Raw genomic sequence first — 20754 nt, 5'->3', positions numbered from 1 at the left:
CAAAATGCCCCGCCGGTTGCGGCGGGGCACCTTTCAGGATGGGGTCAGGCCGCCTTGCGGCGACGTGCCAGACCCAGGGCGCCCATGGCTGCCGCCAACAGGCCCGCAGCGCCCGGCAGCGGCACCGGCGACACCTCGGCCGCCTCGTCGCGGATCACGAAGGTTTCGTCATAAGAATCGTTCGTGACGTTCCAGACGCTGTTTTCATTGTCGCAATGCGCCCAGATCGCGTTGAACCATGCCGATGCGCAGGTGACAGAGCCGTCCGACTTGATGAACAGATTTTGAAATCCGCGCAGGTCGGCGCCAATGAACAGCACAATCTCGTTCACCGTTGGCAGACGCCAGCCGTATTTGGCCTGCCCCGTCAGATCAAGCTGGTTGGGCAGCCAGCAGCTTTCGCTGCCCGCGCCGCACGGCAAGGCCCAGGCCCAGTCGCGCCCGTTGATGGTGATGTAATTGTCGGTTGGCACCGGGCCAGAGGCGATAGTCGCCGTCTGACCGGGCAAGGCAAGCGCGCAAAATGCGGCTGCAAGCAGGGTTGTTTTCATGGTCTCTCACTGTCCAGTCGCCGATTTTCCGGCTGTTTTCGCCCAAGTTGCCGTGGGCAAAGGATTTCTAGCAGATTGCGCCGCACCCGTTAATCTTTTCCCGTCACGTCACAGAAGTTTCGCAACGCTGTCATCGCGGTTTTGGCAACCCTGCCCATCTGTCGCCCGTCCCTGACGGAGAAATTACGATGCAAATCCGCCTGACGAGCATGTGCTCGCTTCTTGCCATGGTTACTGCGCTGCCTGCTTTGGCCGAGCCGACCTTCAACCGCATTGCAACCTTTGCCACGCCCGACAACATGGCGGACGGCGAGGACAAAGCGCGCCCGACCTCGGCCGAGATCATTACGGCGACCGAAGATGGCATGACGCTGATCTATACCGACAGCCCGCTGGGTGTGATCGGGCTGATCGACATCACCGACCCAAAGGCACCGAAAGCCCTTGGCAATATTGACGTGGGCGGAGAGCCGACCACTGCCAAGGAAGTGGCGGGCAAGATTTACGCGGCCGTCAACACCTCGGAATCGAAGGCCAATCCTTCGGGCAAGCTGGTGACGATTGACGTGGCGACCAAGAAGATCGTGACCGAATGCGATCTGGGCGGGCAGCCGGATTCGGTGGCTGCGGCCAAGGATGGCAGCTTTCTGGCCATCGCCATTGAAAATGAGCGCGACGAGGATGTGAACGACGGCGAGATGCCGCAGATGCCTGCGGGCTGGCTGGCCAAGCTGCCGGTCAAGGACGGGGCTGCCGATTGCGCCAGCTTGCAAAAGATCGACGTGACCGGGCTGGCCGCCGTGGCGGGCGAAGACCCCGAGCCGGAGTTCGTGGACATCAACGCCAAGGGCGACATCGCCCTGACCATGCAGGAAAACAACGAAATCGTGGTGGTCGCCGCCGATGGCAGCATCAGCCATTTCAGCGCGGGCGCGATTGATCTGGACGGCATCGACACCAAGACCGATGGCAAGCTGACCTTCACCAAGAAGAAGGAAGGCGTGCTGCGTGAACCCGATGGCCTGAAATGGATTGATGAGGACCATTTCGCGGTTGCCAACGAGGGCGACTACAAAGGTGGCAGCCGGTCGTGGACGGTGTTCAAGAAGGACGGCACCGTCGTTTATGAAAGCGGCCCCAGCCTGGAACATGCGATTGTGGCGATGGGCCATTATCCCGAAGGGCGGTCGAAGTCGAAGGGCGTCGAGCTGGAATCGGTCGATGTGGCCACCTTTGGCGACACCCGCTATGCCTTTGTCGCCTCGGAACGCGCCTCAGTCATCGGGGTTTATGACCTGACCGATGTGGCAAAGCCGGTGCTGAAACAAATCTTGCCGTCGGGCATCAGCCCCGAAGGCATGGTTTCTATCCCCGAGCGCAACCTGTTCGCGACCGCGAACGAGGTTGATCTGGTGGAAGACGGCGGCGCGCGGGCGCAGGTGATGATTTATGAGCTTGCCGAAGGTACGGCAGCCTATCCGATGATCACCTCGGCTGGCAGTGAGGAACTGATCGGCTGGGGTGCCCTGTCGGGTCTGGCAGCCGATCCGGCCAATGCCGGAACGATCTATGCGATTTCCGACTCTGCCTATGCTGCGCAACCGACGATCTACACCATCGACACCACGCAGACCCCGGCCAAGATCACCAAAGCCATGGTGGTGACCCGTGGCGGCGATGCGGCGCAAAAGCTGGATCTGGAAGGGATCGTGGCCGATGGTGAGGGCGGGTTCTGGCTGGCCTCCGAAGGGCGCAGCGACAAGGGCGTGCCCCATGCCCTGCTGCATGTGAACGACGAAGGCGAGATCAAGGAAGAGGTCGCCCTGCCCGAAGCCCTGTTGGACAATGAAATCCGCTATGGCTTTGAAGGCGTGGCGCTGGTCGATGGCAAGCTGTGGCTGGCCGTGCAGCGCGAATGGCAGGATGACCCGAAGGGCATGGTGAAACTGCTGTCCTATGACCCGGAAGAAAAGGTCTGGGGCGCGGTGCATTACCCGCTGGACACCACCGACGCCAAGGATGCCTGGGTCGGCCTGTCGGAACTGACCGTTCACGGCGACCATGCCTATGTGATCGAGCGTGACAACCAGATCGGGCCTGCCGCCACGATCAAAAAGATCTACCGCGTCAAACTGGCCGACCTGAAACCTGCCGAGCTGGGTGGCACCCTGCCGGTGGTGCAAAAGGAACTGTTCCGCGACCTGCTGCCCGATCTGGCCGTGCTGAAGGGCGTAACCCCGGAAAAGGTGGAAGGGTTTACCATCGATGCCGCTGGCAAGGGCTGGGTCGTGACCGACAATGACGGGGTCAGCGACAACTCGGGCGAAACGCTGTTCTGGACCATCGGCGACGTGAAATAAGCGGATTTCTACCGAATCTTTCCCCCGGCGGCCCTGCCGGGGGATTTTCTTTTTCCAACATTGGCCAGCGGGGGTTGACGCTGGGCACCGCAGAGGGATTTGGTGCCCAAAACCGCTGCCAAACGGATCAACACCTTGAACAGATTCTCCCTCCGCCTTCTGGCGCTTGTTTCCCTGTCGGCTCTTGCGGCCTGTGCGCCGAAAGCCAAGGTCGAAAACCCGGCAAGCCTGGCCTCGGTGCCCGGCTATGAAGGGGTGCAGGACGGCGCCTATTTCATTCCGCCGGTCGATCCGCGCCTGCTTGAGGAAGATCGCGCCAAGACCGAAGTTGCCTATAACGGCCCCGATGCGCCGGGCACGATCGTCGTCGATACCTTCGCGCGCAAACTCTATCTGGTGGGCGAGGGTGGCCAGGCGACGCGCTATGCCATCGCCGTGGGCCGCGAAGGTCTGTCGTTCCGTGGGTCGGGCTATATCGGGCGCAAGGCGGAATGGCCGTCGTGGCAGCCCACCGCCAACATGGTGCGCAGCCGCCCCGACCTTTACGCCGAATATGCCGGTGGCATGGCGGGCGGCATCGACAACCCGCTGGGCGCACGGGCGATGTATCTGTACCGCGGCGGCCGCGACACGATGTTCCGCATCCACGGCACCGTGCAGAATGAATCGATCGGCCACGCCACCAGCGCGGGCTGCATCCGCCTGTTCAACCAGGATGCCATCGACCTTTACAACAAGATCCCCAGCGGGACGCATGTGAAGGTGCGCAGCCTTGAGGAAAGCATCGCGATCGAAGGCCCCTATACCGACGACGCCTATGGCCGCGCCGTGCCGGACACGCCAGAGAATGCCGCGAAAAAGATCGATGATGAAAAGCTGATGGCCGAACAGGCCGCGCAAAAGGCCGAGAATGAGCGGATCGCTGCGGCCAAAGCGGCGAAAGAGGCCGCCAAGGCTGACAAAAAGCGCCTGAGCGCCTGCAAGCGTAAGGGCATCTCGCCCGAAGATTGCCCGCCACTGCCCGAAGCGACGGCAGACGCCGCAACCGCCTCGGCCGGCTGACACCGGCCCACCGGACCAGACGCCCCCCGCCACCCGGCCGGGGGCGTTTTCTTTTGCGCCCCCGGTGCCGCCCGCCCGGCCTAGGCCAGGATGACGTAATCCTTCAGGGTGGTCTCCAGAACCTCCCACGTTCCTTCATAGCCGGGGCGGATCAGCCAGCTGTCGCCCGCCCTCAGATGGGTCTCGACCCCGTTCTGGTCCGTCAGGATGGAATGCCCCTGATGGATGAAAACATATTCCCATTCCGAATAGCTGACGGCCCATTTGCCGGGGGTCGACTGCCAGATGCCGGCAAACAGGTTGCCCCGCGCTTCCTGGTTCCAGGTGGTGTGAACGGGGTCGCCCGCCAGAACGGTCTTGGGGCGGGCGATCTCGGGGGTGATACCCTCGCGCGAGAGGCGTGCGAGAAGGGACATGGCTTGCTCCTGTTGATGCGGGCGGATTGGGCATGGACATGACGCTGCGGTCAAGCCTGCGACCTTCGCCGCGATGCAGCGCAATAATCTTGCACAGGCGTCGCGGCTGTGCCCTTATATCGGGCAGATGACAACTGCGGAGCCGCCCGAGCCATGAGCGCAACGTCCACCGCCCGCCCGGTTCTGCCGCCCGATATCCGCGCCCGCAAGCGTCAGGCCCCAATGGTGGTGCTGACCGCCTATACCACGCCGATGGCGCGGCTGGTTGATGCCCATTGCGATATTGCGCTGGTAGGGGATTCGGTTGGCATGGTCTTGCACGGGATGGCCAGCACACTGGGCGTGACGATGGAGATGATGGTGCTGCATGGCCGGTCGGTCGTGAAGGGCTGCCAGAGGGCGATGGTCGTGATCGACATGCCCTTTGGCAGTTACGAGGAAAGCCCGCAGCAGGCCTATCGCAACGCCGCCCGTCTGATGGCCGAAACCGGCGCGCCCGCAGTCAAGCTGGAAGGCGGGGCGCATATGGCGGAAACGATTGCCTTCCTGACCAAACGCGGTGTGCCGGTGATGGCCCATATCGGGCTGACGCCGCAATCGGTGAATACCTTGGGCGGTTACAAGGTGGTGGGCCGCGAGGGAGAGGCCGAAGCGGTGATGGAAGATGCCCGCACGGTCGAGGCGGCTGGGGCGTTTGCGGTGGTTCTGGAAAAGGTGCCGATGGGGCTGGCAGCGCGGATCACCCAAAGCCTGACGATCCCCACCATCGGCATCGGCGCGGGCGTACACTGCGACGGGCAGGTTCTGGTGGTTGATGACATGCTTGGCATGTTCACCGATTTTCGCCCGAAATTCGTCAAGCGCTTTGCCGCCCTTGGCCAAGAGGCGGATGAGGCGATTGCCGCTTATGCCGCCGAAGTGCGCAGCGGAGCCTTCCCGACCGAGGAACATTCCTTCCCAGACACCCTGGCCGCGCCCAAATCTTCGACTGCGAAAGAGCCGAAATGACCGAAATCGTCCATACCGTCGCCGAATTGCGCCAAAGGGTCCGGGCATGGCGCGCTGCGGGTGAGAGTGTGGGCGTGGTGCCCACAATGGGCGCGCTGCACGAAGGCCACCTGTCGCTGGCCCGTCGCGCGCGGGCCGAATGCGGGCGGGTGATCACCACGATCTTCGTGAACCCCAAGCAGTTCAACAACCCCGACGACCTGAAGAAATACCCCCGCACGCTCAAGGCGGACGCCTCCCTGCTGTCCAGCGTGCCGGTCGATATCGTCTTCGCCCCCAGCGTGGACGAGGTTTACCCCGAGGGCTTTGCCAGCACGGTTTCGGTGGCCGGCGTGTCGGAACCGCTGGAAGGCCGCATGCGCCCCGGCCATTTCGACGGGGTAGCCACGGTGGTGACCAAGCTCTTCGGCATGACCGAGGCGCATCGCGGCTATTTCGGCCAGAAGGACTGGCAGCAGCTGCAGGTCGTGCTGCGGTTGGTGCGTGATCTGAACCTGCCGGTCGAGGTGGTGGGCTGCGAGACGATCCGCGAGGCCGATGGCCTTGCCATGTCCTCCCGCAATGTTCGCCTGACGCCCGAGGGGCGGGCGATTGCCGGGGTGCTCTATTCCGCGATCACCGCCGCCGCCACCGATATCCGAGCCGGGCAGTCGGACCGCATGGCCATCCGCGAGGCCGCTGAAAAGGTCCGCGCGGCGGGGTTTGAACGCGTGGAATATATCGAGCTGCGCGACGCCGGAACGCTGATGCCCTCGGATGACCCGCGCCGCGCCCGCCGGATGCTGGCCGCCGCCTGGCTTGACGGCGTACGCCTGATCGACAACATCCCGGTCTGACCCGTCGCAGCGGGGGACCAGCGCCTAATCCAACAGATCGGCCAGCACCAGCGCCATGACTTTCGCGCTGTCCTCCATATCTTGCACACCCACCCATTCATCGGGCTGATGCGCCAGATGCAGCAGGCCCGGACCATAGGCGATGCAGTTCTTCAGCCGCCCAATCCGGTCGATATGCTTCTGGTCATAGGTGCCGGGCGAGACGACATAATCTGGCAGGCGGTGCAGCACCGCCTCAATCGCGGCGGCAGTTGATTTCACCACAGGTGCGTCGCGGTCAGCCATGGTGGGCTGCACCTCGAACAGGGTGCGGATGTCATAGGTAAAGCCGGAGCGGCGGGCGCGGACACGCTCTAGCACCTCTGCGACCTCGGCTTTCACCTGATCCAGCTGCTCCTCGATCAGAAAGCGTCGGTCCAGCACGATGCGGCAGCGGTCGGCCACACAAGGTGCGGGCAACGCAGTCGATCCGAGTTCGGGCTCTGCCTCTCCGCCATGGATCGAGTTGATGTTGAGGGTGGATTGCCGCGCACCTTCGGGCACCACCGGCATTTCGGTGCGCTTGGTGGCAAGAAGGGGGTAAAGCCGTGCCTCGATCTCTTCCAGAACGGCGCCCATGTGGCGGATGGCGCTGTCGCCCAGAAAGGGCATCGAGCCATGGGCGATGCGGCCATGGGTTTCGACCTCGGCCCACCAGACACCGCGATGGCCAAGGCAGATGCGGTCCTTGTGCAGGGGTTCGGGGATGATGACGTGCTGCACCTTTTCGGGGCTGAAATAGCCGCGCTCGGCCAGCCAGGCGACACCGCCATAGCCGCCGGTTTCCTCATCCGCCGTGGCGGAAATTTCGATGGTGCCGCGAAAGTCGGGGCGAGCGGCGGCGAAGGCTTCAGCGGCGATGATGCTGGCGGCGATGCCACCCTTCATGTCGCAGGCGCCGCGGCCATAGATGCGGTCGCCGTCCAACTCTGCGCCAAAGGGGTCTCGGGTCCAGCCATGGCCAACCTCGACCACATCATGATGGCCGTTGAAATGCACGCAAGGGCCGGGGCCGCGCGACAGGCGGGCGACCATGTTCCAGCGCGGATAAGCGTCGCTGTCGCCGGGTGAACCTGTGGCGCGCAAAAGCTCGACCTGCCAGCCCTGCGCCAGCATCCGTTCGGCCAGATAGTCGCAGATGCGCCGATACTCCCGCCCCGGCGGGTTCAGGGTGGGAATGCGGATCAAGTCTTGCGCGAGACCAATAAGCTCTTGGCGGCGCGCGGTGACTTGGGCAAGGATGGCGCTATCGCTCATGCGGTCAGACTGCCTTGGTGGGGCACCCTGGGCAATCCGATTTTCATGAGACAGGGGATGTAAAGTATTGTTACATTCCTATATGGTCAGCGTCAGTTTCCCAAGGAGGGCCAGATGGCCGATTTCGACAGCCAGATTGAGGAAAGCCAAAAGCAGGTTGCCGCCGCGCAGGCCAAGATTTCGGCGGTGACGGCGCAGATTGAGGCGGGGCGCGCCAAACTGGACGCGGGCGAGGCGTCGATTGACGTGGAAAACGCCACTTTGGCCGATGTGCAAAAGCACGCCGAGGTGATGAACGCCAATATCGCCGAGCTGATCATGGGGCTGGATGATGTGACGGCGGGCTTCTCGAAAGACTTTTCCGAGATGCGGACCAAGACCGGCTGGGAGAGCTTTGTCGGCATCTTTTCTGACACCAAATCGGAATCGCTGCGGCAAGAGCGGCTGCGCACAGCCAGCATTGACGACAAGTTGCAGGATCTGATCGGCAAGTCGGATGTGATCGTCAAACTGTTGCAGGGCCAGCTGGATCTGTTGAACACCCAGAAGACCCGCGTTGAAACCAACCTTGGCCAGACCCTGACCGAGCGCGAGGGCACGGTTTCGGCACTGGAAGCCGTGCGGGCCGAGATTGCGGGCATGGACCCCAAGATCATCGAGTTGGAAAACAAGATCAGCGTGGAACAGGACGCCGCCGCGCGCACCAAGCTGGAAACCGATCTGGCGGCGCTGAACGGGCGCTATAATGCTCTGGTGCAGGATGAGCAGGTGCAGCTTGCGAAGTCACAGACGCTGGAGCGGTATATCGAGAAGGGCAAGACCTGGGTCGATTCACTCACCAATCAGGCGGCAACGCAACTGGTGCTGATCAACAAATTGCAAACCGACACCAAGCAGCGGGTTGTGCTGTATGATGCGCTGACCAGCAGCTTGAAAACCGCGCAGCAGCAGGATGTGGCCCACCGCATCAACGAGATCGGCGTGAAGACGGACCAAGAGGCGCAGGCCGCCATGGCCGCGATTGGCGCCGCCACCAACGACAAGATGGCCGACATGCTGGAGGCGCATGAGGGCCACATGGTCTTTGCCCGCCAGATTCTGGAGCAGAAGGCCAAGGCGGATGAGCGGTTCGCGCGCCGGTTCCAGGCGATTGTCGAGAAGCACGACAAGAATACGTATGGGGGATGACCTTTAGAAAGCAGACTCTTATCGGTTTGTGCGGAGGTGCTTTGTGCCTTGTTGCGGCCTATGCTGTGTTGTTCGTGAATGAGGTTGTGCTGGAAAACGCACCGGCTGACATCGGGGCATTGGCCTGGCCGGCCACGGCGATCTCTGTTGCGGGGATATTTGCGCTGATAGTTTCAATCTGGCGTGTGGTAGCCCGTCTTCTGCTGCTTAAAACAGGAGCGATAGAGCACACTTATATTGGTGACTTCCTGTGCGAGATCCCTTTTTGGCAGTGGGTGCTGCACTGTGACTCAAGAGGCAGAGACCGTGATGCCTGACCCCTCTATCAAGGACCAGCTCACTTCGGACCACGCCGAACTCTATGATCCGGTCATCGCGCGGCGCTATTTCGCCAAGTTCGACCGGATCACGCAACATCTTGTCCGCGTTGCCTCGGAGGTCGAGGAGGAGGGGCGGTTGACGCGGACCGAGACGCGCGTGCTGGACCGCTATCTTGCGGCGATCAGTGCGACGTTTCGGGCGCTGAATTACAAATACCTGATGACGGGGCGGGCCGATGGCGCGCCGAAGCTGACGTTTGACCGGCATGAGTCGGGCTTTCCCATCGCGCAGGAACTGATGACCATGGCGGTCGATGCGGCGCAGGCGGGCAAGCATCTGGCGGGGATGGCGTCAGAGGCGGAGCTGAAGGACCGGATGGTGCGCCAGATCGTGCGCGATCTGACGGTGCCGACCGCGCTGCAATTCGCGCTGTCGCAGCGCCTCTATTATGAGGCCTTGGCGCAGGGCGGGCTGTTCCTGACCCGCAACGACCCCGATGCGCAGTTTATCGAAGACCGGGGCGACCGGCGGCATTTCCTGATCCATTGGGCGGTCTATGACACGCAGGCCAACCTGCCGGTGGTCTATCTGATGGATGCCGAGGATTCGGGCAGGAAACCCCTGCCGAATGACGACCGGCGCTGGCCCTTGGTTTCCCAAGGGATCATGGCGCAATCGGTCGGCGGGCTGAAGCTGCTGACGATTGCCCAAGGGTTCGATAAGGATTTCGAAGGGTTTCACCCCAAAAGGCTGCGGCGGATCACGCTTGGGCCGATGCACTCGAAGGATTTCACCCTGCAATCGGGGCCGATTTCAACCGTGCTGGCCAATGCCGATGCGCCGGATGGCGAGGATTGGGCGCTGGTCTGGACCGTGGAAGACCTGATCAGCGACCGCGAGGAAGATGTGAAGGACGGCTGGTTCTCCACCGCCAACCGCCAGATCTGGAAACTCGATCCTTTGGCGGGGGCCGAGACTGGCTCGACCCGGACGGAGCGGATGGTCATTCTGCCCGAACAGCCGTTTCAGGCCATGGTTGACCTGAACGCACCCGGCCTGCGGGATGTTCGCAAATTTGTCGTGGGGGCGGGCGGGCAGATCTTGCCGGCGATGTAGGGGGCGCTGCCCCCTCGGGCCTTCGGCCCTCACCCCCGGAGTATTTGAAGAAGGGCAATTCGATGGTCACGCGCGATACGATGGAACTGCGGGAAGAGACGATCCGGGCGCAGTATGAGGCGGCGCTGGGGCTGGTGACCGGGTTCGACCATGCGCCCCGGCTGGCGAAGGCGGTGGAGGCGGCGGTCGAACGCTCGCCCGGGATCGGGGCGCGGCCGCGGTTCCGCTCGACCGTGCCGGGCATGGCGGCGCGGTCCACCGCGCGACCGGGCGGGGTGCGGTTGCTCGATCGGATCGAGGGGATGGGGGACGGGCTGGTTTCCCCCTTGCAAGCGGCGGCGCTGGGCGCGCTGCGGCGCGGGGTAGCGATTGCGCTGGCGCTGGGAGAGACCTTTGCGGCGCAATCGGCGCTGGCCGAGTTGAAGCGTGCCAATCTGGAAGGCCGCCTGCCCGAGGCGCGAAGGGCGGAGTTTTCGGAACTGCTGGCCGCCGAGGCGCTGGCGGTTCTATATACCTTTGCCAATGCCACCGCTTTTCTGCTGGCCCCTCAGCTTGGCAGCCAGACGGTCGAGATTGGCGAGGTGGAGGAGGTGTTGACCGACAACGCCCCCCTCGCCCTGCAAGGCGCCTTGTGGGAGCTGGATCAGGACATTGGCGGCTTTGGCACCGATGAGCCGCGTCTGGTGGCGGTGATTGCCGCCTTTTGTGAGGCGCTGATGCAGAAGGTGGCGCTGCGCGCCGCCACCGCGCCCCGGCTGGAGGCGTTTACCGGCAATTCGTGGAAGGTCGAGGCCGATGGGCTGGCGATTTCCGGCTTCAAACCGGCGCGGGCGGCCAAGGGTGGCGCGCTGGCCATGGCCTTCAAGAAGCCGAATGAGGTGATCGGCAATCACATCGCCAAGTATCAGGCGATGAAGCTGGCCAAGATGCTGATGGCCTATGATTTCGACCGGCGGCTGAATCCATTCGCCGAATTGGGTGGGTTCATTTTCACCTTTATGGGCGATGGCAAGCCTGGGACCGGCAAGACCACCCTTATTCAGATGATGGCGGGCCTATTGAACGACTATTGCAAGGTGGCGGGCTACCCGTTCCGCTATCAAAACTTTGGCATCGAGCAGATCGACAGCTATCAGGGCAAATCGGGCCAGAATGCCAAGGCCTTTGTGGATGCGGTGCTGGACCCGACGGTGATCGGGTTCGGCACGATTGACGACATTGACCAGGTGGCGGGCAAGCGCGGCGACCGGCAATCAAGCGCGGGTCAGCAAGAGGTGACGGCGGTGTTCATGGGGGCCTTTGCCGGGGCCAATACCGTGGTGCGGGGCAATTGCACCTTTGGTATGTTTTCCAACTACCCCGAGAATGTCGATGACGCCCTGCGCCAGCGGGCCGGGGCGCGGTTTCTGGTGGACGGACCGCAAAGCCGCGAAGATTACATCGACATCCTGTCGCTGCTGTTGGGCAAGAACCACGCGATTCGGGTGGGCGACCATCAGCTTTTTGCCGCTCAGGAAATCAGAAAAGCCGTCAGCGAGAGTTTTGCCGGATATTCGCGCCCGCATGAGTCGGGGCTGGTGAAGGTGTGGGATCAGGTGGCGGCGCAGGTTGGTCCGCTGGACACCATCGCCAAGCTGGGCAGTTACCTGAAGGCCATTCAACAGGCGGATGAGCGGTTTACCGGCCGCGCGGTCAAGAACATCACCGATGCGGTGAAGGTGCGGGCGATGGATGTGGAATTGCCCGATGTGTGGATGGAAAACCCCGAGCTGTTCCTGTTCCAGCCCTATGAGCAGAAGGTCGCGATGATCCGCGAGCTGATGCAGCCGATCACGGTCGAGATGGTGGTGCAGGAGATCAACCGCTATGCCGACAGCGAATTCCGCTATGCCGACAAGAGCGATGAGGCGGCGATTGAGGGTATGGTGCGGGATATGAGGCGGGCGGAAGAGGCGAAGCGGCGGTATGTGGAGGGGCGGGGGTGATGCGGCCTTCTGCATCCGTTAAAGCCCCCCACCCCATCCCTCCCCACAAGGAGGAGGGCGTCACTTGGGGCAGTGTTGGCGCTTGTGCGGCAGGCCTTGGCGGATACCTTGGAAAGCTGGGTGCCTCCCCTCCCCCTCGTGGGGAGGGGATGGGGGTGGGGGGCTGACCGCAGATGACCCGCATAAAACCCCAGACTCGCCAGAACGCCCGCCGCTTGCGCCATGAGATGACGCGGCAGGAGCGTTTGCTCTGGTCGCGTCTGCGCGAGGTGAACCGGATGCTTGGCACCCATTTCCGCAGGCAGGCACCCATTGGCCCGTATATCGCCGACTTTGCCGATCTTGGGCGGCGGCTGGTGATCGAGGTCGATGGTGGCGGGCATGGCGGGGAAAGGGATGCCCGGCGGGATACTTGGTTTGTCGCGCAGGGATTCCGGGTGGTGCGGTTCTGGAACCCGGAGGTAGATGGGAATTTGGAAGGGTTTATGCAGATGATACTGGATGCTGCGGGCGTTAGTGGCCCCCCACCCCCATCCCCTCCCCACGAGGGGGAGGGGAGGCGCCTTGCCTCGGATGGTGGCATGGATGGACAGGGAAAAACACGGTGAACCGCCTCATCGCCGTCGGCATTGTCGGGTTTTTGGGTGCGATTTTCCTGTCGGGCGCGGGATTAACCTATGCGGTTTGCGGGCTTAGCGTCAGAGAACTGGTTGAAGAGCCAGTCCGCAACTGCCTGAATGCCAGCGATCCGACACTTGAGGTTTATACAACGATGGCGATCCTTTCTGCCTTGCTGTGGCTTCCCCTTATCGTCATCGGTGCGGCGGTTTTTCTGCATCGACGTAAGAGGAACAATATCTGATGAACCGCCTCATCGCCGCTGGCCTCATGTTCGGCAACCTTGTCGAAATCTCCTCTCCGGCTTTGGTCGAGCGGTATAACCGTGCGCTGAAACACCTTACCGGCAAGACCACTGCCATGAAGGATTTCCACATCGACATCTCGGGCTATTCGCCGGAAATCGGGGACGAGCTGGGCGATCCCTTGTACCTCAACCCCAATGGCGCGAACCGGCAGTTCATCTTGCTGACCACCAGCCAGAAAACCGCGCCGCTGCTGAATATGAAATTCTCGACCTCTCGCGGCATCCTGACCCAGTTCATCGAGAAGAACGAGGCGCAGTTGTTTGCCCTGACCGCGCGGGATGCGGTGGCGGGGGAGTTGCAGGGCTCGGTTTACGAGGTGTCCACCCCTGCCCGTCTGCTGGAAATGAAGCAGGTCACGGTTGAGGCGGATACGATTGGCGGGCATGTGGCTGATGCCGAAAAGCTGACTGGCTTGATCGACCGCTTTCGCGGTGAGGGCGACGGCTGGCGGGATGAGGCGCTGATTGGCCAGATGATCGAGTTGGCTCGGAAAACCGGCGATGTGACGCGCGTGCCGATTGCCCTGCCCGCGATGACCTTTCAGCAGCCGAATTTCTGGACCAGCCATTTCGGCGGCATCTATGTGTTTCAGGAGGCGCGGTTTCCCGGTGTGCTCTCTTCGCAGCCCCGGACCGCCCTTGGCGCAATGCCGATCTCTCCGGTGATGGACCTGACCCAGCGCAATGCGATTGCCGACTGGCTGGAGCGGAACGGGCTGGTGGAACCCATCGTGCAGGCGCGGGGGTTGGATGCCGCGGCGGTGCTGCGGCAGAAGATGGATTTCATTCTGGTCGAGGCGGCGGAAGAGCTGGGCATCGACATCGCCGATGCCCGGCGGACCGAGTTGCGCAAGATCGCCTATCGGCTGGGCGACAGCCTGCCAGATGAGTTCCTTGGCCTTGCCGCCCTGCTGCGCTGGGTCGAGGGGCAGGGCCAGTGGCCGCGGATTTCCAGCGAACACGCCTGCTATTTCTACACCCTGCGTGGTGCGCCGGGGCCGAACCGTGACCTTGTGAACATGCTGCTGGCTGAACTGTCGCCGATGGATGTGCGGCAGATGTTCATCGTGCACAAGGAATTGTTCTACGCCCAGTATGCCACCTGGTCCGACCGCAAGCGGCAATGGGTGGTTGATTTTCTGGAACGCGAATACAAGGTGGATGCGCAGGGCGCGCGCGAGGCCCTGTTCGGTCCCGAACCGTCGATGGACACGCGCGACCGGCCCCACCCCAAGCCCGCCCGCGATATGGGGCAAGTGCTTGGCCCCTGGGGCGCAGTGAATAGGGATGGATGATGATAGGCCTTTTGCGTGCCGGACTGCTGGGCTTTGTCCTTCTGACGGTGGTTTACCTGCTGGTCTCGGTCTATTCCCGCTCTACCCGGCGCGAGGCGCTGGAGAAGGAATGGGACACCGACCCCGCCAACGAAGGCCGCCTGCCCGATGAGCGCACGGCCTTTATCGAACTCGGGATGGAACGGTGGCGGCATTCGTTCCGGCGCAAGATGATTGTGCTGGTGTACATCGTGCCTCTGGTCGTGGCAGTGGCAACGGCCTATCTGGTGAACTGGAAGTGACGGAGGGCAAGATGGCCAGGTTTCTGTTCTGGGCGAAATGGGTGTTTCGCGGCGCGCTGGTGCTGTTTGTGCTGGGCTTCCTGCACTACACCCTGCCGCAGCACGACATCGTGCGCATTACCAACACCTATAACCGGCTGACCACCGTCGGGGCCGAGAATTCTTGGGCCTATTCCAACCCCGATACCGGAACGGCGGAAAGCACCACGACGCGCGACATTCGCTTTATCGAGGCGGTTTACGAAAACGGCAGCCCGATGGTGTATCGCAATGAGGATACCGGCTGGATCTGGCCGCCCTATTTCAAATACGACAGCTCGAACTTGCAGGCGGCGGCGGGGAACCTGAAATCTACCGCCGAGGCGCCGAAATGGGTGGTGGTCACGCATTACGGCTGGCGGCTGCCGATCCTGTCGATCTACCCCAATGCGGTCAGCGTCCGGCTGGCCAGCGGCCCGGATGAGCGGATCATTCCGTACGTCAGCATCATCGTGATCCTGTTCCTGATCTTCCTTGTCGTCATGATCCGCCGCATGTGGGCGCAGTTCTGGGAACGCACGGTGGAACCGGCGGCGGCCAATATGGGCGAGGCGTTTGACAGCGCCGAGGCGCAGGCCAGCGGGTTCTGGGGCAAGATCAAGCGGTTGTTCGGGGCAAAGTAAGCACCGGGGCGACACGGGCAATCGCCGCGCGGATCTCCTCGGGTGAAAAGCCTGAAAAGCCCATGACAAGGCCACTTTGGGCCTTGCCCCCCAGATAAAGCGCCGACAAGGGCCGCGCAGCCAGTCCCTTTTCGGCAAGCGGGGCGATAAGGGCGTGGTCGTCGGTGCCCATGGAAAGCGGGGCGATCAGGTGCAAACCCTGTTCCGGTGGCGCAACCGTCAGCCCTACAGCGCCCAAAGCCTGCACCATGGCATCGCGTGACGCCTCGGCCCGGCGGCGGTTGCGGCGCAGGTGGGCGGCGAAATGGCCGTCGCGCAGGAATTCTGCCAAGGCCCCTTCGGCAAGGGTGGGCGGAGAGCGGTCAATCCGGGCGCGGGCCTGTACGACAGGGGTCAGCAGGTCAGGCGGCAGGACCAGATAGCCCAGCCGCAGACCGGGGAACAGCGCCTTGGCGAAGGTGCCGATATAGATGACGCGGCCCCCGTCATCCAGGCCCTGAAGTGCTGTCAGCGGTGCCCCGGCAAAGCGGAACTCGCTGTCATAGTCATCCTCGATGATCCAGGCCCCCGCTGCCTTGGCCCAGTCAATCAACGCCAGACGGCGTGGCATCGTCATCACCACGCCCATCGGATATTGATGCGAAGGCGTGACATAGGCCGCCCTTGCCTGTGGCGCGGCGGTAATACCCGCCACCACATCCAATCCCTGTTCATCCACCGGCACCGGCACCAACCGCATCCCTGCGCCCTCCAGCGCGACGCGCGCACTGGGGTAACCGGGGTCTTCGAACCAGACCGCATCGCCGGGCGACAGGACGGCGCGCAAGATCAGGTCCAGCGCCTGCTGGGTACCCCCCGTCAGGATGATCTGATCCGCCGTGCAGCGCACGCCGCGCGCGGTGCGCAGATAGCTGGCGACCTCGGCCCGCAGGTCGGCAGACCCCCGCGGATCGGCATAGCGCAGATGGGCACCGTTGGGCGGCAGCAGGTGGCGGTTGAGGCAGGCGCGCAACTGCCGCCGGGTGCGGTCATCGTCAAAGGCGGTGCCGATGGCACCCGGCAGGTCATAGCGTGGCATCTCGGGCAGGCTGGGCGCGGCTGGCACGGGGCCAAGGCGGGGCACATGGGTGGCGACATAGGTGCCCGCGCCGACACGGGCCTGCGCAAAGCCTTCGGCCAGCAGTTGCTCATAGGCCGCCACCGCCGCGCCCCGCGACACGGCGAACCGCGCGGCAAGGTCGCGGGTGGGCGGCAGCTTGGCACCCGGCGGCAGGGTGCCGCCCTCAATCAGCCCGCGCAGGGCAGCATAAAGCGCGCGGGCGCGGGGGCCATCGGGTGGCAGAATGGGGGTAAGTCCCGACCAGTCGGCAGAATTGGCTTGATGATCTGGCATCATATTGGACCTTTCAGAAACCAATTTACCCACCTATCGCTGGGCCAATCCCCTCCGAAAGGCAAGACCATGACCGAGCAAAGCTATCCCGTTTCCCCCAGAAACCGCGTCAAGCGGGTGCATGAGCGGGGCAGTTATGACCACGCGACGGTGCATGGCATTCTGGATGCCGCGATGCTGGCGCATGTGTCATATGTGCTGGACGGTCAGCCGTTCTGCACCCCCACGCTGATCTGGCGTGAAGGGACGATGCTTTACTGGCACGGGTCTTCGGCCAGCCGGATGATACGGCATCTGGCCACCGGAGTGCAGGCTTGTGTTGTGGTGTCACATCTGGACGGGCTGGTTCTGGCGCGGTCGGGGTTCAACCATTCGGCCAATTACCGGTCGGCCATGTGCTTTGGCACCACTGAACTAGTAACTGACCCCGAAGAGAAGCTGGCGCAGCTTATCGCCGCGACGGATCGGTTCTATCCCGGTCGCAGCGCCAGCTTGCGCGCGATCACCCCGCAAGAGGTGAAGGCGACAGCTGTGATCCGGATGGAGATTGCCGAAGCCTCGGCCAAGATCCGCGCCAAGGGCGTCGGCGATGATGAGGAGGACGGCAACCATCCGGTCTGGGTCGGGGTCATTCCGGTGACGACGGTTCTGGGTGCGCCGGTGGCCAGCCCGGCGCTGTTGCCGGGGCTGGTCATGGGGGCCGATCTTGCTCCCTATGTTCCCGGTCGCCGCCTGGATCAGGCGCTGGCCGAGACGCAAGAGGTTTACGCGCGGGGCTGATCAGCCCCGCAACGTGCCGCCGGTGGCCTTGGTGACCTTTTCGACGATCTTTTTCGACACCGCCTCAATATCGGCATCGGTCAGGGTCGCGGTCGTGGGTTGCAGGCGCACCGTCAGGGCGATGGATTTCTTGCCGGGGCCCATCTGCGCCTCGGCCTTGTCGCCGGTGAACTGGTCGAACACCCGAACGCTTTCGATCAGCACCTTGTCGGCGCCTTGGGCGGCCTGAACCGCCGTCAACGCCTCGACCCCTTTATCCACCACAAAGGCGAAATCGCGGTCCACCGCTTGCAGGTCGCTGATGGTCAGCGCGGGCCGGGTGGGGGTTTTCACCTTGGGGAAAGGCACGGCGGCAACCAGAACGGTGAAAGCCACCGCCGGGCCTTTCACGCCCATTTCGGCCAGAACCTTGGGGTGAACCTCACCAAATGTCGCCATGACATTCGGCCCAAGGCCGATTGCGCCCGAGCGGCCCGGGTGCCACCAGCCTGCAACCTTGCGGCCCACCTGCACGCGGGCAGGCGCACCAAGGGCGGCCAGAACCGCCTCCACATCCGCCTTGGCGTCGAACACATCGACAGGGCGACGGCTGCCATAGGGGTCGCGCGGGGCCGAAGAACCGACCAGCAGGCCGGTCGCGTGCAATGCCTGCTCGCCCGGTTCACCACCGGCAAAGACCGGACCGATTTCAGCCAGCGCCAGATCGGCAAAGCCGCGCGCCTGATTGCGGGCGGCGGCGCGCAACAGGCCAGGCAAGAGGTCTGGCCGCAGATGGGTCATTTCCGAGGAAATCGGGTTGTCCACACGCACGGCATCGGTGCCGCCACCGAACAGTTTCGCAGCCCCTTCGTCGATGAAGGAATAGGTCACGCATTCGTTGTAACCCAAGGCGGCAATCGTGCGCCGCGCCGCCTTTTCCCGCATCTGGATGGGCGTCAGGATGGGCCGCAGCACGCCCGCCGTGGCGCGGGTCAGGGGCTTGCCTTCCAGCTTGGTCAGCGACGCGATGCGGGCGACCTCTTCAACCAGATCGGCCTCGCCCAGCACATCGGGGCGCCACGAAGGCGGGGTCGCCATGTCACCGTTCAGGGTGAAGCCCAGCGCCTCCAGCGTGGCACGTTGGGTGGCGGGGGGGATGTCCATGCCGACAAGGCTGATCAGGCGGGCGGTATCGAGGCGATAGGCGCGGGTGGTATCCGGCGCCTTGCCCGCGATGACCAGCTCCGAGGCTTCGCCGCCGCAGAGATCAAGGATCAATTGCGTCGCCCGCTCGATCCCCTCCGCCGTGAAGGCCGGGTCGATGCCGCGTTCAAAGCGATAGCGGGCATCCGAGTTGATTTTCAGCGCGCGGCCCGTGGTGGCGGTGCGGATCGGGTCGAAATAGGCGGCTTCAAGGAACACATCCGTGGTGTCGTCAGAACAGCCCGAGGCTTCGCCGCCCATCACGCCGCCAAGGGATTCGACGCCATGGTCATCGGCGATGATCGTCATGCCCGGTTGCAGGGCATAGGTCTTGCCGTCCAAGGCCAGCAGGCTTTCGCCTTCCTGCGCTGAACGCACCACCAGATTGCCCTTCACCTTGGCCGCATCGAACACATGCAGCGGGCGGTTCAGGTCAAAGGTGAACAGGTTGGTGATATCCACCAGCACCGAAATCGGGCGCAGGCCAATCGCCTTGAGCCGCTGTTGCAGCCAGGCGGGGGAAGGGCCGTTCTTGACGCCGCGAATAACGCGGCCAAGGAAATGCGGGCAGGCCCTTTCGGCCACTTCGGGCGCCAGCGTCATGCCGATGGGCGAGGGGAAGGTGCCCGCCACCTTTACCGCAGGCAGCGGTTTCAGCGTGCCCAGACCCCGCGCGGCAAGATCCCGCGCCACGCCACGCACGCCAAGGGCATCGGGGCGGTTGGGGGTGATCTTGATATGGAACATCGGATCGACCGCGCCGGGGTTGTTCGTCGCCAGCCAGTCGGTGAATTTCTGGCCCACCTCACCCGAAGGGAGTTCGATGATGCCGTTGTGCTCGTCGGACAGCTCCAGCTCGCGTTCCGAACACATCATGCCGTGGGATTCGATGCCGCGGATCTTGCCCACCCCCAGCGTCACGTCGATGCCGGGCACATAATCGCCGGGCTTGGCCAGAACCACGGTGATCCCGGCCCGCGCGTTCGGCGCACCGCAGACAATCTGCTTTTCGCCCTCATCCGTCATCACCTTGCAGACCCGCAGCCGGTCAGCATCGGGGTGCTGCACGGCCTCGGTCACTTTGGCGAGGGTAAAGGCGGTCAGACGCGCGGCGGGGTTGGTGATCTCTTCCACCTCCAGCCCCAGATCGGTCAGGGCATAGGCGATGTCGTCCACCGAAGCGGTGGTATCGAGGTGATCCTTGAGCCACGAGAGCGTGAATTTCATCGGTCTGGCCTTCCGGTTTCGGCAAATATCGGGTCGGGATGGGGATTAGCGCGAAATGCCGCAAAGGGGAAGCGGGGCAAGCTGTGTTAGGGTCAGGGGATGGACCCGAATCTGGACATTCCGAAAAACCGCAAGCCAAAGCCAAGCCTGTTGTGGCTGATGGCCATGGTGGTGCTGGCGTTTTTCGCCGCAAGGGCAGAGCGGCGGCGCTAGTCAGCCTTGCGCAGCACTGGCCTGATAGACCGCCAGTTGTGCGGCAAAGGCGCGCTGGAATGCAGGTCGTGCCTTGGCACGGGCCATATAGGCGGCAAGGTTCGGGTGTTCTTCGACCAGATCCGACGCGCCCAGCCGCATCAGCACGGTGACCATGAGGAGGTCACCTGCGCTGAAGCCGCCATCAAGCCATTCGGCATCACCAAGGCGGGCGGAAAGGGCCGCCAGCCGGCTTCGGATGCGTTCGACCAGCATCGGCTGACGCTGGTCGAACCACGTCTCCTTGCTTTCAAGGATGCGCGCCATCGACCATTCGACAATGGGGGGTTCCACGGTGTTCAGGGCGGCGAACATCCATGCGATGGCACGGGCGCGGGCATTGGCCTGTTGGGGCAGCAGGCCCGGAAACTGCCCGGCAAGGTGCAGAATGATTGCACCGGATTCAAACAGGGCCAGATCACCCTCTTGCAGGGTGGGGATTTGACCAAAGGGATTCAGCGCCAGATGCGCGGGTTCCTTCATCTCGGCAAAGGACAGCAGGCGCACCTCATAGGGCAGGCCCAGTTCTTCCAGCGCCCAGCGCACCCGCATGTCGCGCGCAAGGCCCCTGCCCCGGTCGGGGGAGTGTTCAATCGCAGTGATGGTGCAAGACATGGC

At 63.3% G+C, this 20754-nt stretch carries 19 protein-coding genes and 1 pseudogene; 14 read left to right on the top strand and 6 right to left on the bottom strand.

What is annotated here, in order from left to right; translation table 11 throughout:
• Positions 1–44 precede the first annotated feature (44 nt).
• On the bottom strand, positions 45–551 hold the full coding sequence (locus JI744_RS09115; protein WP_202659840.1) for a hypothetical protein: 507 nt from the start codon (positions 549–551) through the stop codon (positions 45–47).
• Positions 552–739: 188 nt separating this feature from the next.
• Between JI744_RS09115 and JI744_RS09110 the strand changes: the two genes are divergently transcribed.
• Together JI744_RS09110 and JI744_RS09105 are read left to right on the top strand one after the other, a co-directional pair.
• Positions 740–2911 carry an esterase-like activity of phytase family protein gene (locus JI744_RS09110; RefSeq protein WP_202659838.1) on the top strand — a complete coding sequence of 724 codons (2172 nt, stop codon included), beginning with the start codon at positions 740–742 and terminating at the stop codon, positions 2909–2911.
• A 126-nt stretch (positions 2912–3037) separates the two neighbouring features.
• A pseudogene (locus JI744_RS09105) lies at positions 3038–3757 on the top strand (L,D-transpeptidase); the annotation flags it as partial.
• Positions 3758–4053: 296 nt separating this feature from the next.
• On the opposite strand, the gene JI744_RS09100 reads toward JI744_RS09105, so the two are convergent.
• Positions 4054–4389, bottom strand: coding sequence for a cupin domain-containing protein (locus tag JI744_RS09100; RefSeq protein WP_202659836.1), 336 nt, complete (start codon positions 4387–4389; stop codon positions 4054–4056).
• A 153-nt stretch (positions 4390–4542) separates the two neighbouring features.
• On the opposite strand from JI744_RS09100, the gene panB reads away from it, so the two are divergent.
• Entirely contained in the window at positions 4543–5397 is an 855-nt protein-coding gene (panB, locus tag JI744_RS09095) for a 3-methyl-2-oxobutanoate hydroxymethyltransferase (RefSeq protein ID WP_202659834.1), read from the top strand.
• Positions 5394–6233, top strand: a complete 840-nt coding sequence (panC, locus tag JI744_RS09090; RefSeq protein ID WP_202659831.1) for a pantoate--beta-alanine ligase — start codon at positions 5394–5396, stop codon at positions 6231–6233. The genes panB and panC overlap by 4 nt, the downstream gene beginning before the upstream one ends.
• Positions 6234–6257: 24 nt before the next feature.
• On the opposite strand, the gene JI744_RS09085 is transcribed toward panC, so the two are convergent.
• Positions 6258–7529 (bottom strand): acetylornithine deacetylase/succinyl-diaminopimelate desuccinylase family protein, encoded by a 1272-nt coding sequence (locus JI744_RS09085; RefSeq protein WP_202659829.1) that lies wholly within the window; start codon positions 7527–7529, stop codon positions 6258–6260.
• Positions 7530–7643: 114 nt separating this feature from the next.
• Between JI744_RS09085 and JI744_RS09080 the strand changes: the two genes are divergently transcribed.
• The 9 genes from JI744_RS09080 (at position 7644) to JI744_RS09040 (ending at position 15302) form a co-directional block, all read left to right on the top strand.
• The gene (locus JI744_RS09080) at positions 7644–8717 is read left to right on the top strand and encodes a hypothetical protein (protein ID WP_202659827.1); all 1074 of its coding nucleotides are present in this window, start codon (positions 7644–7646) and stop codon (positions 8715–8717) included.
• The gene (locus JI744_RS09075) at positions 8714–9034 is read left to right on the top strand and encodes a hypothetical protein (protein WP_202659825.1); all 321 of its coding nucleotides are present in this window, start codon (positions 8714–8716) and stop codon (positions 9032–9034) included. Before JI744_RS09080 ends, JI744_RS09075 begins: the two co-directional genes overlap by 4 nt.
• Positions 9027–10154 (top strand): hypothetical protein, encoded by a 1128-nt coding sequence (locus JI744_RS09070; RefSeq protein WP_202659823.1) that lies wholly within the window; start codon positions 9027–9029, stop codon positions 10152–10154. The genes JI744_RS09075 and JI744_RS09070 overlap by 8 nt, the downstream gene beginning before the upstream one ends.
• Positions 10155–10216: 62 nt before the next feature.
• Positions 10217–12139: an AAA family ATPase gene (locus JI744_RS09065; RefSeq protein WP_202659821.1), complete on the top strand. Its 1923-nt coding sequence runs from the start codon at positions 10217–10219 to the stop codon at positions 12137–12139.
• 173 nt (positions 12140–12312) lie between these two features.
• The gene (locus JI744_RS09060; RefSeq protein WP_268885785.1) at positions 12313–12747 is read left to right on the top strand and encodes an endonuclease domain-containing protein; all 435 of its coding nucleotides are present in this window, start codon (positions 12313–12315) and stop codon (positions 12745–12747) included.
• Positions 12744–13001, top strand: a complete 258-nt coding sequence (locus JI744_RS09055; RefSeq protein ID WP_202659817.1) for a hypothetical protein — start codon at positions 12744–12746, stop codon at positions 12999–13001. The genes JI744_RS09060 and JI744_RS09055 overlap by 4 nt, the downstream gene beginning before the upstream one ends.
• On the top strand, positions 13001–14359 hold the full coding sequence (locus JI744_RS09050) for a DUF6638 family protein (RefSeq protein ID WP_202659815.1): 1359 nt from the start codon (positions 13001–13003) through the stop codon (positions 14357–14359). The genes JI744_RS09055 and JI744_RS09050 overlap by 1 nt, the downstream gene beginning before the upstream one ends.
• Positions 14359–14640 (top strand): hypothetical protein, encoded by a 282-nt coding sequence (locus JI744_RS09045; RefSeq protein WP_236019354.1) that lies wholly within the window; start codon positions 14359–14361, stop codon positions 14638–14640. Before JI744_RS09050 ends, JI744_RS09045 begins: the two co-directional genes overlap by 1 nt.
• A gap of 11 nt (positions 14641–14651) precedes the next feature.
• Positions 14652–15302, top strand: a complete 651-nt coding sequence (locus JI744_RS09040; protein WP_236019353.1) for a DUF1523 family protein — start codon at positions 14652–14654, stop codon at positions 15300–15302.
• Here JI744_RS09040 and pdxR read toward each other — a convergent pair.
• Positions 15277–16695 carry a MocR-like pyridoxine biosynthesis transcription factor PdxR gene (gene pdxR, locus JI744_RS09035; protein ID WP_202659812.1) on the bottom strand — a complete coding sequence of 473 codons (1419 nt, stop codon included), beginning with the start codon at positions 16693–16695 and terminating at the stop codon, positions 15277–15279. The genes JI744_RS09040 and pdxR overlap by 26 nt on opposite strands.
• Positions 16696–16764: 69 nt before the next feature.
• On the opposite strand from pdxR, the gene JI744_RS09030 reads away from it, so the two are divergent.
• Positions 16765–17475 (top strand): pyridoxamine 5'-phosphate oxidase family protein, encoded by a 711-nt coding sequence (locus JI744_RS09030; RefSeq protein WP_202659810.1) that lies wholly within the window; start codon positions 16765–16767, stop codon positions 17473–17475.
• Here the strand turns inward: JI744_RS09030 and pheT are convergent, their stop codons facing one another.
• Both pheT and JI744_RS09020 read right to left on the bottom strand, forming a co-directional pair.
• Complete coding sequence (gene pheT / locus JI744_RS09025; RefSeq protein WP_202659808.1) at positions 17476–19884, bottom strand: phenylalanine--tRNA ligase subunit beta; 2409 nt, start codon at positions 19882–19884, stop codon at positions 17476–17478.
• A 213-nt stretch (positions 19885–20097) separates the two neighbouring features.
• A complete protein-coding gene (locus JI744_RS09020) occupies positions 20098–20751 on the bottom strand; it encodes a glutathione S-transferase family protein (protein ID WP_202659806.1) in 654 nt (217 codons plus the stop codon).
• Positions 20752–20754 lie beyond the last annotated feature (3 nt).

The organism is Fuscibacter oryzae (assembly GCF_016765795.1).
In the GTDB taxonomy this organism is placed as follows: domain Bacteria; phylum Pseudomonadota; class Alphaproteobacteria; order Rhodobacterales; family Rhodobacteraceae; genus Fuscibacter; species Fuscibacter oryzae.
This window is presented reverse-complemented; position numbering and strand designations above follow the sequence as displayed.

What these genes read in the sequence shown, in the direction of transcription:
- JI744_RS09115 (WP_202659840.1), bottom strand. Translation starts at nt 551, where the DNA reads ATGAAAACAACCCTGCTTGCAGCCGCATTTTGCGCGCTTGCCTTGCCC.
- JI744_RS09110 (WP_202659838.1), top strand. Translation starts at nt 740, where the DNA reads ATGCAAATCCGCCTGACGAGCATGTGCTCGCTTCTTGCCATGGTTACT.
- JI744_RS09100 (WP_202659836.1), bottom strand. Translation starts at nt 4,389, where the DNA reads ATGTCCCTTCTCGCACGCCTCTCGCGCGAGGGTATCACCCCCGAGATC.
- panB (WP_202659834.1), top strand. Translation starts at nt 4,543, where the DNA reads ATGAGCGCAACGTCCACCGCCCGCCCGGTTCTGCCGCCCGATATCCGC.
- panC (WP_202659831.1), top strand. Translation starts at nt 5,394, where the DNA reads ATGACCGAAATCGTCCATACCGTCGCCGAATTGCGCCAAAGGGTCCGG.
- JI744_RS09085 (WP_202659829.1), bottom strand. Translation starts at nt 7,529, where the DNA reads ATGAGCGATAGCGCCATCCTTGCCCAAGTCACCGCGCGCCGCCAAGAG.
- JI744_RS09080 (WP_202659827.1), top strand. Translation starts at nt 7,644, where the DNA reads ATGGCCGATTTCGACAGCCAGATTGAGGAAAGCCAAAAGCAGGTTGCC.
- JI744_RS09075 (WP_202659825.1), top strand. Translation starts at nt 8,714, where the DNA reads ATGACCTTTAGAAAGCAGACTCTTATCGGTTTGTGCGGAGGTGCTTTG.
- JI744_RS09070 (WP_202659823.1), top strand. Translation starts at nt 9,027, where the DNA reads ATGCCTGACCCCTCTATCAAGGACCAGCTCACTTCGGACCACGCCGAA.
- JI744_RS09065 (WP_202659821.1), top strand. Translation starts at nt 10,217, where the DNA reads ATGGTCACGCGCGATACGATGGAACTGCGGGAAGAGACGATCCGGGCG.
- JI744_RS09060 (WP_268885785.1), top strand. Translation starts at nt 12,313, where the DNA reads ATGACCCGCATAAAACCCCAGACTCGCCAGAACGCCCGCCGCTTGCGC.
- JI744_RS09050 (WP_202659815.1), top strand. Translation starts at nt 13,001, where the DNA reads ATGAACCGCCTCATCGCCGCTGGCCTCATGTTCGGCAACCTTGTCGAA.
- JI744_RS09045 (WP_236019354.1), top strand. Translation starts at nt 14,359, where the DNA reads ATGATAGGCCTTTTGCGTGCCGGACTGCTGGGCTTTGTCCTTCTGACG.
- JI744_RS09040 (WP_236019353.1), top strand. Translation starts at nt 14,652, where the DNA reads ATGGCCAGGTTTCTGTTCTGGGCGAAATGGGTGTTTCGCGGCGCGCTG.
- pdxR (WP_202659812.1), bottom strand. Translation starts at nt 16,695, where the DNA reads ATGCCAGATCATCAAGCCAATTCTGCCGACTGGTCGGGACTTACCCCC.
- JI744_RS09030 (WP_202659810.1), top strand. Translation starts at nt 16,765, where the DNA reads ATGACCGAGCAAAGCTATCCCGTTTCCCCCAGAAACCGCGTCAAGCGG.
- pheT (WP_202659808.1), bottom strand. Translation starts at nt 19,884, where the DNA reads ATGAAATTCACGCTCTCGTGGCTCAAGGATCACCTCGATACCACCGCT.
- JI744_RS09020 (WP_202659806.1), bottom strand. Translation starts at nt 20,751, where the DNA reads ATGTCTTGCACCATCACTGCGATTGAACACTCCCCCGACCGGGGCAGG.